The sequence below is a fragment of the Streptomyces sp. TP-A0356 genome, assembly GCF_001417775.1.
In the GTDB taxonomy this organism is placed as follows: Bacteria; Actinomycetota; Actinomycetes; order Streptomycetales; family Streptomycetaceae; genus Streptomyces.
The window spans coordinates 413,783-426,426 of record NZ_BBZJ01000013.1 but is presented as its reverse complement, the minus strand read 5'-3'; the positions used below and the strand labels follow the sequence as shown (position 1 = coordinate 426,426).

13 protein-coding genes, 1 tRNA gene and 1 pseudogene are annotated in these 12,644 nt (G+C 71.2%); 13 read left to right on the top strand and 2 right to left on the bottom strand.

Annotation, left to right across the window (positions count from 1 at the left end; translation table 11 throughout):
- The 6 genes and pseudogenes from ASC56_RS37585 to ASC56_RS05190 form a co-directional block, all read left to right on the top strand.
- Nucleotides 1-319, top strand: a pseudogene (locus ASC56_RS37585) (PhoD-like phosphatase N-terminal domain-containing protein); the annotation flags it as partial.
- A 271-nt stretch (nt 320-590) separates the two neighbouring features.
- On the top strand, nt 591-1,718 hold the full coding sequence (gene proB, locus ASC56_RS05210) for a glutamate 5-kinase (RefSeq protein WP_199835924.1): 1,128 nt from the start codon (nt 591-593) through the stop codon (nt 1,716-1,718).
- Nucleotides 1,719-1,871: 153 nt separating this feature from the next.
- On the top strand, nt 1,872-2,360 hold the full coding sequence (locus ASC56_RS05205; RefSeq protein WP_055489985.1) for a hypothetical protein: 489 nt from the start codon (nt 1,872-1,874) through the stop codon (nt 2,358-2,360).
- Between the two features lie 154 nt (nt 2,361-2,514).
- On the top strand, nt 2,515-3,801 hold the full coding sequence (locus ASC56_RS05200; protein ID WP_055489984.1) for a glutamate-5-semialdehyde dehydrogenase: 1,287 nt from the start codon (nt 2,515-2,517) through the stop codon (nt 3,799-3,801).
- A gap of 93 nt (nt 3,802-3,894) precedes the next feature.
- A complete protein-coding gene (locus ASC56_RS05195) occupies nt 3,895-4,539 on the top strand; it encodes a hypothetical protein (RefSeq protein WP_055489983.1) in 645 nt (214 codons plus the stop codon).
- 133 nt (nt 4,540-4,672) lie between these two features.
- Nucleotides 4,673-5,740, top strand: coding sequence for a hypothetical protein (locus ASC56_RS05190; protein WP_055489982.1), 1,068 nt, complete (start codon nt 4,673-4,675; stop codon nt 5,738-5,740).
- Between the two features lie 125 nt (nt 5,741-5,865).
- Here the strand turns inward: ASC56_RS05190 and ASC56_RS05185 are convergent, their stop codons facing one another.
- The gene (locus ASC56_RS05185) at nt 5,866-6,993 is read right to left on the bottom strand and encodes a M48 family metallopeptidase (protein ID WP_055489981.1); all 1,128 of its coding nucleotides are present in this window, start codon (nt 6,991-6,993) and stop codon (nt 5,866-5,868) included.
- A gap of 185 nt (nt 6,994-7,178) precedes the next feature.
- On the opposite strand from ASC56_RS05185, the gene ASC56_RS41085 reads away from it, so the two are divergent.
- From ASC56_RS41085 to ASC56_RS05160, 7 genes are all read left to right on the top strand, one after another.
- Complete coding sequence (locus ASC56_RS41085; RefSeq protein WP_199835923.1) at nt 7,179-7,337, top strand: hypothetical protein; 159 nt, start codon at nt 7,179-7,181, stop codon at nt 7,335-7,337.
- A 152-nt stretch (nt 7,338-7,489) separates the two neighbouring features.
- Nucleotides 7,490-7,639 carry a hypothetical protein gene (locus ASC56_RS41080; protein ID WP_199835922.1) on the top strand — a complete coding sequence of 50 codons (150 nt, stop codon included), beginning with the start codon at nt 7,490-7,492 and terminating at the stop codon, nt 7,637-7,639.
- 81 nt (nt 7,640-7,720) lie between these two features.
- Nucleotides 7,721-8,383 carry a nicotinate-nucleotide adenylyltransferase gene (gene nadD, locus ASC56_RS05180; RefSeq protein ID WP_055489980.1) on the top strand — a complete coding sequence of 221 codons (663 nt, stop codon included), beginning with the start codon at nt 7,721-7,723 and terminating at the stop codon, nt 8,381-8,383.
- A 16-nt stretch (nt 8,384-8,399) separates the two neighbouring features.
- Entirely contained in the window at nt 8,400-10,175 is a 1,776-nt protein-coding gene (locus tag ASC56_RS05175; protein WP_055489979.1) for an LCP family protein, read from the top strand.
- Between the two features lie 110 nt (nt 10,176-10,285).
- Nucleotides 10,286-10,744, top strand: a complete 459-nt coding sequence (gene rsfS, locus ASC56_RS05170) for a ribosome silencing factor (RefSeq protein ID WP_055489978.1) — start codon at nt 10,286-10,288, stop codon at nt 10,742-10,744.
- Between the two features lie 26 nt (nt 10,745-10,770).
- Nucleotides 10,771-11,409: a histidine phosphatase family protein gene (locus tag ASC56_RS05165; protein WP_055490181.1), complete on the top strand. Its 639-nt coding sequence runs from the start codon at nt 10,771-10,773 to the stop codon at nt 11,407-11,409.
- A gap of 96 nt (nt 11,410-11,505) precedes the next feature.
- Nucleotides 11,506-11,578, top strand: a tRNA-Ala gene (locus ASC56_RS05160).
- A gap of 79 nt (nt 11,579-11,657) precedes the next feature.
- Here ASC56_RS05160 and ASC56_RS05155 read toward each other — a convergent pair.
- Nucleotides 11,658-12,536 carry a helix-turn-helix transcriptional regulator gene (locus tag ASC56_RS05155; protein WP_079102297.1) on the bottom strand — a complete coding sequence of 293 codons (879 nt, stop codon included), beginning with the start codon at nt 12,534-12,536 and terminating at the stop codon, nt 11,658-11,660.
- Nucleotides 12,537-12,644 lie beyond the last annotated feature (108 nt).

Sequence of the window (12,644 nt, the reverse complement as noted above, 5' to 3'; positions counted from 1 at the left end):
GGTGCCGGCTCCGGGGACCCCTTGCCCGACGGCATCGTGCTGTGGACCCGGTTCGCCCCCGACCCTCTGCACGGCGGCGGCATGCCGGACCGCGCGGTGCCGGTGGAATGCGAACTCGCGCAGGACGAGCGGTTCCGCGGGACCGTGCGGCGCGGCATCGCCCAGGCGCTGCCCGGGCTCGGGCACAGCGTCCACGTCGACGTCCGTGGGCTGCGGCCGGACCACGTGTACGGGTACCGCTTCCGGACGGCGTGTTCAGTCTCGGTGCCGGCTCCGGCGACCATCCGGCGGCCGTCTGCGCGTCGCCCTCGCCTCCTGCCTGGTTCGTGCCGACGACCTGCGAGACGGTCACGGTCGACGCCTTCAAGCCGCTGACGACGGTCCACTTCCGGCGGCTGCGCGAGGTGGCCGGCGCGTGCTGAAGGTGCGGCGCGCGGCCTGACGGATTCCTCGTGCGGCCGACGGGCGTGCCCGGGGGCAGCGGAGGGTTCCCGGCACCCGTCCGCGTACTGGACCGGCGCGCGGCACCCGTGTCCCTTCGCGTAGATTGCCGGGCGGGAGCCGGATCTACGCGCGAGGGGAACACGCAGGTGGCAGGGGCAAGGCAGGCCGTGGCACAGGCCCACCGGATCGTCGTCAAGGTGGGCTCCTCCTCGCTGACCACCGCCGCGGGCGGGCTCGACGCGGACCGTGTCGACGCCCTCGTGGACGTGCTCGCCAAGCATCGCAGCGGAGGCGAGAAGGAGATCGTCCTCGTCTCCTCCGGCGCCATCGCCGCCGGCCTCGCCCCCCTCGGACTGCGTCGCCGCCCCCGTGACCTGGCCCGGCAGCAGGCCGCGGCCAGCGTCGGCCAAGGCCTCCTGGTGGCCCGCTACACCGCGTCCTGCGCCCGCCACGGCATCCGCGTCGGCCAGGTGCTGCTCACCTCCGACGACACCAGCCGCCGCGCCCACCACCGCAATGCCTCCCGCACCCTCGACAAGCTCCTCGCGATGGGCGCGCTGCCCGTCGTCAACGAGAACGACACCGTTGCCACGGACGAGATCCGTTTCGGCGACAACGACCGCCTCGCCGCGCTCGTCGCCCACCTCGTCCACGCCGACCTGCTGGTCCTGCTGTCGGACGTGGACGGCGTGTACGACGGCGATCCCAGCAGGCCCGGCACCTCGCGGATAGCGGAGGTACGGGGGCCGGGGGACCTCGCGCACGTGGAGATCGGCAACGCGGGCAAGGCCGGCGTCGGCACGGGCGGCATGGTCACCAAGGTCGAGGCCGCCCGGATCGCGGCGGCGGCCGGCATCCCCGTGGTGCTCACCTCCGCCGTCCACGCCGCCGACGCCCTCGCCGGCCGGGACACCGGCACCTACTTCCACCCCACCGGCAAGCGCTCCGCGGACCGGCTGCTCTGGCTGCAGCACGCCTCCGCCCCGCAGGGCGCGCTCACGCTCGACGACGGGGCCGTGCGCGCGGTCGTCGAACGCCGTACATCGCTTCTGCCCGCGGGCATCTCGGCCGTCGAAGGCGACTTCACCGCGGGCGACCCGGTCGAACTGCGTGACAGCGCGGGACGGGCGGTGGCGCGGGGGCTCGTCAACTTCGACGCCAAGGAGATCCCCCGGCTGATCGGCCGGTCGACGAGGGAACTGGCGCGCGAACTGGGCCCGGGCTACGAACGCGAGGTCGTCCACCGGGACGACCTGGTGGTCCTGCACCCGTAACGGGCGGATAGGCCCGTCCCACGCGGGTATCCGGTGAGGGAGGTTCCGCAAAACCGCCCCCATGGAGCCGTGCGGCCTGCTCCACTTTGTCTCGGGGACTCATTCTTTGTCTCGGGGACACATCCCGTACGAGCACTGGGTAAGGAGGCCGTCGTGAGACGAGTGCGCCCTGGGGTGGCGGCGTTCCGCGGTCGTGGCGCCTCCGGTGCCTCCCGTGGCGGCGGTGCCCCCCGAGCGGCCGGCGAGGAGCGCGCGCTGACCAGCGTCACGGCCGGTCAGACGCGTGAGGAGCCCGGCGACCTCCCTCGCCTGTGGCACGTCACCCTCAGCGTCTCCGGCGACGAGGCGCCGCTGACGGAGGTACGGCGCGCCCTGGAGCAGCTCGCCCACGACCACCCCTTCCTGCTGACCAGCCGCTACGCCTGCGACCACGCGGAGATCCGCTACTGGGAGGAGGCCCGCGATCTGCACGACGCCGCCGCGGTCGCGCTGCGCCTGTGGGGCGAGCACCGCCAGAGCGCGGGCCTGCCGCCCTGGGAGATCGTCGGCCTGGAGGTCATCGACCGCGACACCTACCACCAGCGGGTGGCCGAGGGGTGCGGGCCGCCGCCGGCGACGCCGGTGGGCGTGCATCCCTTTTGACGGTCCTCCCTTTCGAGTCCTCCCGGCCTCTGTCCACGGTCCTCCCGGCCTCTCTCGACGTTCCCCTCTCGACGGTCCTCGTGGGCCCGTCGGGGCTCGTCTCGCGGTTCGGGATGTCCGGTGACCGGTCGCTCCGGCGCACTACCCTTCCCTCATGACCACGCTCTCGCCGTACGACTCCATGTCCCCGGTCGCCCAGGCCGCCTACCGTGCCCAGGGTGCCGCCGCCGACCTCGCGCCGCTGCCGCGGGCCGAGAAGGACGACGCGCTGCTCGCCGTCGCGGATGCGCTGGAGGTCCGAACGAGCGAAATCGTCGAGGCCAACGCCAGGGACATCGCCAAGGCCCGCGAGGCCGGCACCAGCGAGGCGATCGTCGACCGGCTCACGCTCACCCCTGAGCGGATCCGGGCCATCGCCTCCGACGTACGGGACGTGGCCGCCCTGCCCGACCCGGTGGGTGAGGTCGTCCGCGGCTCCACCCTGCCCAACGGCATCGACCTGCGCCAGGTGCGCGTCCCGCTCGGCGTCGTCGGGATCATCTACGAGGCCCGGCCGAACGTGACCGTCGACGCCGCCGCCCTGTGCCTGAAGTCCGGGAACGCCGTGCTGCTGCGCGGCTCGTCCTCCGCGTACGAGTCGAACACCGCGCTCGTAAGGGTCCTGCGCGACGCCGTGGGCGGCGCGGGGTTGCCGGCCGACGCCGTCCAGCTCGTGCCCGGGGAGAGCCGTGAGTCGGTGCGCGAGCTGATGCGCGCCCGGGGCCTGGTCGACGTCCTCATCCCGCGCGGCGGCGCCTCGCTGATCCGCACGGTCGTCGAGGAGTCCACGGTCCCGGTGATCGAGACCGGCACCGGCAACTGCCACGTCTACGTCGACGCGCAGGCCGACATCGACATGGCGATCGAGATCCTGATCAACTCCAAGGCGCAGCGGGTGAGCGTGTGCAACGCGGCCGAGACGCTCCTCGTCCACCAGGACATCGCCGCCGAGTTCCTGCCGCGGGCCCTGGACGCCCTCGCGGAGGCCGGGGTGACCGTGCACGCCGACGAACGCGTGATGGCGTACGCCAAGGACTCCCGGGCGACGGTGGTGGAGGCCACGCCGGAGGACTGGGACACCGAGTACCTCTCGTACGACATCGCGGCCGCGGTCGTGGATTCCCTGGACAAGGCCGTGCAGCACATCCGGCTGTGGAGCTCCGGTCACACCGAGGCGATCGTCACCACCTCGCAGCAGGCCGCCCGCCGTTTCACCCGGTTGGTCGATTCGACCACGGTCGCCGTGAACGCCTCGACGCGCTTCACGGACGGGGGCCAGTTCGGCTTCGGCGCGGAGATCGGCATCTCCACGCAGAAGCTGCACGCCCGGGGGCCGATGGGCCTGCCGGAGCTGACCAGCACGAAGTACATCGTGACCGGCGACGGGCACGTACGGCGCTGAGCGCATGCTCAGCGCGCCGACCGTCGGTTGTCCCTGGCAACCACCTGTGAGCCGTCTCGCCAGGCGGATGGATTTCCTTACCGTCTGCCCAAATTGACCCCCCAGGTCTACTCTGGATCCGTGCCGGAGGACGTGGGGGGCACGCCGTTCCAGGACGGCCGGGAGCCCGACGACGACCGCGACCGCGGAGGTATGGACGAAGAGTTCGCCTCCGTGGTCTTCGACGAGGCCTTCATACGGGCCGCCGTGGTCCACGAGCCGACGGCTGTCGAGAGACTCCTCGCCGCCGCGCAGGCACGCGCGGAGGCCCAGGACGCCGAGGCGCGCCGGGCGCGCGCCATGGGCGCACTTGGCGACGACGAGCGCTACGAGGACGGATTCGGGCCCGACGAGAGCGGCGAATTCGGCCGCGGCCGGGAACTGGACGACTTCGACGACGACCCCGAGGTCCTGGACGGCCGCTACGGCGCCCCGGGCACGTATGGCAGGGGATACGGCAAGGGCGCACGCTGGCACCGGCCCGTCGCCTGGATGCTCGCCCTCGTGATGGGCATAGGCATGGTGGCGCTGGCCTTCACGGCGGTCTACCGGGGCGCGTCCTCGGGCCGCCAGGAGCAGGTCCCGCCGCCCGCCACGACCGGTCTGGAGCAGGGCCAGCAGACAAGCGTCGGCACGGCTCCGCCGGCCTCCGCGCAGCACTCGCCTCCGGCGTTCTCGGCGGTACCGCGCACGCCCTGAGGGGGGCGGGCGCGAGTGATTCCGGAGCTCGCCCAACGGTGTTCGACACCGTTCGACGACTTGGTGAGAACCTGTCAGAACTTGACGTGTACCAGGGCGTTTACCTGACCGTCGGGAGACCTACTCTGAAAGTATGGGCGGGCCTGGAGACCCACCTGAGGGGACACCGGAGGGCGCTCCCGGCGGTGGCGAGGACGAGTACCGATCCGTCGTCTTCGACGAGTCGTTCGTCAGGGCTGCCCGCCTCCAGGAGTACTCCGCGCGGGAGCGGATGGCCGACCACGCCCCGGCCGTACGTCGCCGCCCGGCGCTGCACCGCGGACTGCCCCGGCAGGCCCTGATTCTGGTGCTCCTGATAGCGGTCGCCTTCGGCACCGCGATCTACATGGGCGTCCGCCATCCGTACCAGGCGCCCAAGGCGCAGACCGTCGAGCCGCTGCGGATGACGGTGATACCCCTCGCCCCCCAGTCCGCCGTACCGGGCACCACCGACCCGGAGACGCTGTACGCGCACAGTCCCGCCGCGCAGTTCCGCGTCGGCGCCGAGGGCATCACGCTTCCCGCCACCCGGCGCACCGCGCACTTCTCCGACAGCCAGGTCGTCGCCGCCCTGACCACCGCGAAGGACTACGTCGTCGAGTCCTCGCTCGACCCGGCCGTCCTCACCGGCGGCGCCGTGCGGTCGGTTCGCATCCTGCTCGATCCGCAGCAGCTCGACCAGTTCGACCAGAGCTTCGACCACCCGGCCTCTGACGGGTGGCACGCGGCCACCGGCTGGCTGGTCCGCTTCGACCCCTCCCGCGCCCGGCTGGCCGACAGCAGGATCCGCGTGCAGGGCACGCTGCAGGCGGCGGAGGCCAACTCCGATACCTTGGAGGTCACTGCCGACCACACCCTGGTGTACGCGCTGAAGTCGACCGGCTCCGACGCCAAGGCGCAGGCCTCGCTGTTCACCGTGCGGCGCGAGCTGACCTTCCGCTTCGACCGCGACGACCTGCGGATGCGCCAGGCCAAGCTGGTCACCTCCTACCTCCAGGCCGGCCCGCTCGCCTGCGCCGAGGACACCGCCAACGCCCTCCGTCCGCTGCTCGCGGGCCAGACGGCCAAGGCAGGCGGCCCGGCGGGCACCGACCCGTACGCGACGGGCAGCGCCACGGCCGTGTGCGGCACCCTTTCGACGAGCGCGCAACCGGGGGCGTGAGCCGACGGACCGGCTGAGCCCCGGGGGCCCCACGGACCCTTCCCGTCGAACGGCTGCCGTCCGGTGGTACGCGGTGGGTGAGCGACCGGGGCCGGCCGTTCGGTCGGCGGTCCTGGGCGCCGTCGTCAGCTGTCGTCCTTGGGCCTCTTGTCCTCCGGGTGGCTGTCGTCCGGCTCCGGCGGCGCGTCCTTCGGGGGGTTGCCCGCGAAGCCGGCGAAGCCGCGCCGCACCCGGCCGCCGAAGTCGCCCGCGCCGCCCGCGATATCCGTGACCAGCTTCATCAACGGATCCTTGGACTGCCTCACATCGTTCGCATAGCCGGCCGCGGACTGCCGGAAGGAGTCCGACACCGAGGTGTCCTTGTCCTCGCTGCGCCGCGGGTAGTGCCCGTCCATGATCCGCTGGTAGTCGCGGGAGGCGGCCCACTGCTTCAGCTCGGCCGCGCGGACCGTCGCGAAGGGGTGCGACCGCGGCAGCACGTTGAGGATCTTGAGCACGGAGTCGCGCAGGTCGCCCCCGGCCTCGTACTCCTCGGCCTGCTCCAGGAACGCGTCCACGTTCATCTCGTGCAGGTGGTTCCCGCCCGCTATCTTCATCAGCCCGCGCATCGAGGCCTGCAGGTCCTGCCCGACCAGCAGCCCGGCCCGGTCGGCCGACAGCTCCGACTTGCGGAACCACTCCCGCAGCGCGGTCACGATCGCCATGATCGCGAGGTTGCCCAGCGGGATCCAGGCGACCCGGAGCGCCAGGCTGGTCAGGAACAGCAGGATGGTCCGGTAGACGGAGTGGCCGGACAGCGCGTGCCCGACCTCATGACCGACGACCGCCCGCATCTCCTCCTCGTCCAGGAGCTCCACCAGGCCGGTCGTCACGACGATGATCGGCTCGTCGAGGCCGATGCACATCGCGTTCGGCTGCGGATCCTGGGTGACGTACATCGGTGGGACCTTCTCCAGGTCCAGGATGTCGCAGGCATCCCGCAGCATGTCGTTGAGGTGGGCGAACTGCGCGTCCGAGACCCGTACCGAGTCGGAGAGGAACAGCAGCCGCAGACTGCGCTCGGGCAGCAGGCCGCTGAGCGCCTTGAAGACGGTGTCGAAGCCGCTCAGCTTGCGCAGGGCCACCAGGGCCGAACGGTCCGCCGGGTGTTCGTACGCGCGCGAGGAGATTCCCGGAAATCGCCTGCGCTGCCTGCTCGGCACGCTCTTGTGCCCGTTCTCGTGCCCGTTCTGCGCACGGTCGTCGTCGGACATGCGTTCCCCCATGTATCGGATGACTCGGTCATGTATCGGATGACTTGATGGCTCACTGTGCGATTGATCATCGGGCGATCACTCGATGGGTGACTGCGCGGGCGACGGCCCGATGTGCCCCCGAAGCGAGGTCCAGCCTAGGCGGAGATACCGTGGCGGGGCAGCACACCGTAAGGAGCGATCCCATGGACCACGTTTCCGCCGCATGGCTCACCGATGCCGCGCTGGCCGCCGGCCGGCAGGGCTCGGGCAACCTGCTTCGCGTCGTGCTGATCGTCATGGTCGTCGGCTGCGTCCTGACCGGGTGGTTCCTGCTGCGGGGCTACAGGCGCAAGGACCGCTGACCCCGCTTCGCGACCCGCACAGCCCGCCTGCCGCCCCGGCGGGCGGGCAACCCTCCTCCCCAACGGCGGAGTCGGCGTGATCGGCGCCGAGGCGCCCGCATACGATGAGCCGACGTCTTTGTCCCGCCCACACCGGATAGGTACTGCCGAAGATGAGCTTCCACAGCACCGCTGCCCAGTTGGCCACCCTCGCCGAGGGCGAGAGTCACGCGAGCATCAGCCCCTTCATGACGGGCGGAGGCGCCCTCGTCATCCTTCTCCTGCTGCTGTGGATCACCACCCGCTTCAACCGCGACCGCTGAGTCGGGCACCGGGCCCGGTGCCCGCCGCCCTCGGGGGCCTTACGGCCGGAGCCCGCCGACCGGGCCGGTAGGGTCGCACGCATGGGAGAGCAGCACATGCCCACCGATCTGGCGCGGGGCACGGGCTCCGGCCCCGGAAACGGGCCGTTGAACCCGGGCAAACGCCGCCTCGGCGTCATGGGCGGGACGTTTGACCCGATTCACCACGGGCACCTCGTCGCGGCCAGCGAGGTCGCCGCGCAGTTCCACCTCGACGAGGTGGTGTTCGTGCCCACCGGTCAGCCGTGGCAGAAGACCGACCGCAAGGTCACCCCCGCCGAGGACCGCTATCTGATGACGGTCATCGCGACTGCCGAGAACCCCCAGTTCTCGGTCAGCCGTATCGACATCGACCGCGGTGGCCCCACCTACACCACGGACACCCTGCGCGACCTGAAGGCCCTCAACCCCGACACCGACCTCTTCTTCATCACGGGCGCCGACGCGCTCGGCCAGATCCTCACCTGGCGTTACACGGACGAGTTGTTCTCCCTGGCGCACTTCATCGGCGTCACCCGCCCCGGTCACACCCTGGCCGATCCGGGCCTCCCCGAGGGCGGCGTCTCGCTGGTCGAGGTTCCCGCGCTGGCCATCTCGTCCACAGACTGCCGTGCGAGAGTCGCCAAGGGCGAACCCGTCTGGTATCTGGTGCCGGACGGTGTGGTGCGCTACATCGACAAGCGGCAGCTGTACCGCGGCGAGTGAGCCGAGAGGGGCACCGGTGAACGACCGATACGACGGATACGGGGGCGGCGACCCGTACGAGCTCGTCGGCTACGACGAGTTCGGGCAGCCTATGTACCGGCAGGTGCCTCCCCAGCGGGGATCGCAGGGCTACGACCCGTACGGCACACAGCAGCATCAGCAGCCCCAGAGCTACGGCTACGACCCGTACGCGACCGGCCCACAGCAGCCCATCTCGCCCTATGACACAGGCCAGCAGCAACCTGTGTCCTCCCACGACACCGGCCGGCAGCCGCCCGTCGCCTCGTACGACCCCTATGCCACCTACGGAACCACCACCGCCGGTGGCTACGACCCCTACGGCCAGACCGCAACGAGCCGGCAGCAGCCGCGCGTTGCCGAACAGACCCCTCACATCCCGCAGCAGGCGGCCCCGGCCGACAGGGGTCCGGCGCGCGGGGGCGGCGCGGCCGGCTTCACCGGTGCCGACCCGGCCGGACCGCCGGAGACCCCGGGCGAGGGGGAGCCGCACGGCGACCGCGACCACGGCACCGAGCAGTTCGCCTTCGTCGAGGAGCCCGACGGTGACTCCGAAGACGTCATCGACTGGCTGAAGTTCACCGAGAACCGCACGGAGCGCCGCGAGGAGGCCAAGCGCCGCGCGCGCAGTCGGATCATCGCCCTTGCCGCGGTGCTCGCCCTGGTGGCCGTCGGCGGCGTCGGCTACCTCTGGTACGCGGGCAAGCTGCCCGGCACCTCCTCCGGCGGCAGGTCCGCCACGACGACGACCGCCGCCACCGCCCAGAACCGCGACGTGATCGTCGTCCACCTGCACAACACCAAGGGCGGGGGCACCTCCACCGCGCTGCTCGTCGACAACACCACCACCAAGCAGGGCGCCACCGTCCTGCTGCCCAACTCCCTTGCCCTGACCGCCGACGACGGCACCGCGACCACCCTCGCCAAGTCGGTCGCCGTCGACGGCTCCTCCGGCACCACCGGTGCCATCGACTCCGTGCTGGGCACCAAGATCGAGGGCACCTGGCGCCTCGACACCCCCTACCTCAACAACCTCGTCGAACTCGTCGGCAACATCGAGGTCACCACCGACACCGACGTCCCCGACCCCGACGCCACGAAGAAGGGCGGCGCCCCCCTCGTGCACAAGGGGCAGAGCCAGACCCTCAGCGGCAAGATGGCCGTCGCATACGCCACCTACCGTGCCTCCGGCGAGTCGCAGGACGCCCAGCTGGAGCGGTTCGGCCAGGTCATGCAGGGTGTGCTGCGCAAGATGTCCTCGGATGCCCAGGCCGCGACGACCACCGTGCAGACGCTCGCACAGATCCTCGACCCCTCCCTGACCGACAAGGACCTCGGCTCCTTCCTCGCCAAGCTCGCCGACCACGCCAAGCAGAGCGCCTACAGGACCGAGCTGCTGCCGGTCCAGTCCGACGGGACCATCGGGCGGCAGGCCACCGACACCGTGGTCAAGAACCTGCTCGGCGGCACCGTCAAGAGCCCCCAGGCCGGTGACGCGGTCCGCGTCGGCATCAGGAACGACACCGGCTCCAAGGGCGCCACCGAGCAGGCCCGTGTCGCCCTGGTCAACGGCGGCTACACCTTCATCGACGCCGGCAGCGGCACCGCCCAGACCGCGTCCGAGATCACCTACGCCAACGACGGCGACAAGCAGAACGCGGTCGAGGTCGCGAAGACCCTGGGACTGCCGACCAGCTCGGTGACGAAGGGCAAAGTCACCTCGAACGCCAACGTGTCGGTCGTCCTCGGCCAGAACTACAGGACGTCCCCGTGACTCGGGTCACATCCCGGGGCGCGGGGACGTGATCCATCAATCGCCTGGGGTGCCGTCGGCGGTCCGTGAGACCCTTGAGGTATCACTGACCGCCGACGGAAAGCCTTGTAGTGACCGCCACGGACCGCTCTCTGGAGCTCATCAACACCGCCGCGCAGGCGGCCGCCGACAAGCTCGCGCACGACATCATCGCCTACGACGTCAGCGACGTGCTGTCGATCACGGACGCCTTCCTGCTGGCCTCCGCGCCCAACGACCGCCAGGTCAAGTCGATCGTCGACGAGATCGAGGAGCGGCTGAACAAGGAGCTCGGCGCCAAGCCGGTGCGCCGCGAGGGTGACCGCGAGGCCCGCTGGGTGCTCCTGGACTACGTCGACATCGTGGTGCACGTCCAGCACAGCGAGGAGCGCGTCTTCTACGCCCTGGAGCGGCTGTGGAAGGACTGCCCCGAGCTGGAGCTGCCGGCCGACGCCAAGGCCACCCGGGGCAAGGCCGAGGAGCACGCCCGGCTGCAGGCCGCCGAGGACGCCGCCGAGCTGAACGCCGATCTCGGCGGGGAGCTGCGGTGACGGCCCCGGGCCCCGACGCCGGCCAGATGGACCGGGGGCGGCGCCTCATCCTGTGGCGCCACGGCCAGACGGCGTGGAACGTGGAGCGCCGCTTCCAGGGCTCCACGGACGTCGAGCTCACCGAGACCGGTATCGGCCAGGCCCGCCGCTCCGCCCGTCTGCTCGCCTCCCTGAAGCCCCACGCCATCGTCGCCTCCGACCTCAAGCGCGCCGCCGCCACGGCCGCCGAGCTGGCCGGGCTCACGGGCCTGGAGGTCACCCACGACGAGGCCCTGCGCGAGACGTACGCGGGTGTCTGGCAGGGCCTGACCCACGACGAGATCATCGCCCGGTACGGCGACGAGTACGCCGCCTGGAAGCGCGGTGAGCCCGTCCGCCGCGGCGGCGGCGAACTGGAGACCGAGGTCGCCGACCGTGCCGCCCCCGTGGTGCTGAGCCATGCCGAGAAGCTGCCCCAGGACGGCACCCTCGTGGTGGTCAGCCACGGCGGCACGATCCGTACCACCATCGGCCGTCTGCTCGGTCTGGAGTCCCGCCACTGGGAGAGCCTCGGCGGTCTCTCCAACTGCTCCTGGTCCGTCCTCGGTGAAGGCGCGCGCGGCTGGCGCCTCCTGGAGCACAACGCGGGCACCCTGCCGGAACCGGTCCTCGGCGACGACGACTGACACCTCCTCACCAGGTCCGGGGACTCGGATTTCACTTTCCGGCAGGTCGCAGGCTAAAGTTCTTCTTGTTCGCCCCGCCGAGCGGGAAGAACGCAAGGGGCTATAGCTCAGTTGGTAGAGCGCCTGCATGGCATGCAGGAGGTCAGGAGTTCAATTCTCCTTAGCTCCACAGATCGACACTCTTGAGTTGTCAAAGATCGACAGAAGATCCCGTCCCGCAGGGGCGGGATTCTTCGTTTCCGTGTGTCTCACATCACATCGACCGGCGCCATGTCGGACGGCGGCCACAGCCGCTGCCTCCGCTCCCGGAGCAGAGCCACCTTCTTCCGCGTGTCCGCGTCCTCCGGCGTGTACGTCACGATCCGGCACTCCGGCATTCCGTTGATCGACAGCGACACCGAGGTCATCCGTAGTTCGCCCACCGCTTCATGGCGGAACGCCTTCACCCGCGATCCCGGTGGGACCACCTCGCCGCTCGCCCACAGCGCGGCGAAGTACTCGCTGGCCGCCGACAGCCTGCGTATGAAGTCCTCCCAGGCCGGCTCGCCCGCGTGTCTGCCGTACGCGGAACGCAGGGTGGCCACCATCAACGGCAGCTCGCGGTCCCGGTGCCGCACCGGGCAGGCCTCCTCGGACACCGCGAACAGCGTCCACAGCACGTTGGGCACGCCGAGGTCCCGTATCGCCGGCAGCTGATACAGGTCGCTGTAGGCGGGGTTGGTGGCGAGGACGTCGTAGCGCGAGTTGTAGACGGCCGCCGGATACGGGTCGAGGGCGTCGATGATGGTCTGGATCTCCGGGCCGACCCGCCGCGCCAGCCCCTCCGGGCCGTGGTCGTAGGGCACCTCCGCCAAGTGGTACAGGTGCTCGCGCTCCGGTCGGTCCAGGCGCAGGGTGCGAGCCACCGCGTCCAGGACCTGCGGCGACGCGTTGATGGGACGCCCCTGTTCGAGCCAGGTGTACCAGGTGACGCCCACGCCGGACAGCTGCGCCACCTCCTCTCGGCGCAGACCCGGTGTCCGGCGCCGCAGCCCCGGCGGCATGCCCACGTCGGCGGGGGTCACCCGGGCCCGCCTGCTGCGCAGGAAGGCGGCCAGCTCCGGCCTGCGGCGCTGTGTCGTCGTCATCGTCAAGTCCCCCGTCGTCCCCGTCGTCCATCGTCGGTCCCGGAGCCGGCCGCTGCCAGGTGCTGTCAGTACCAGCATCGGTGGGCTCTCGTTACCCGTATCCGGTCG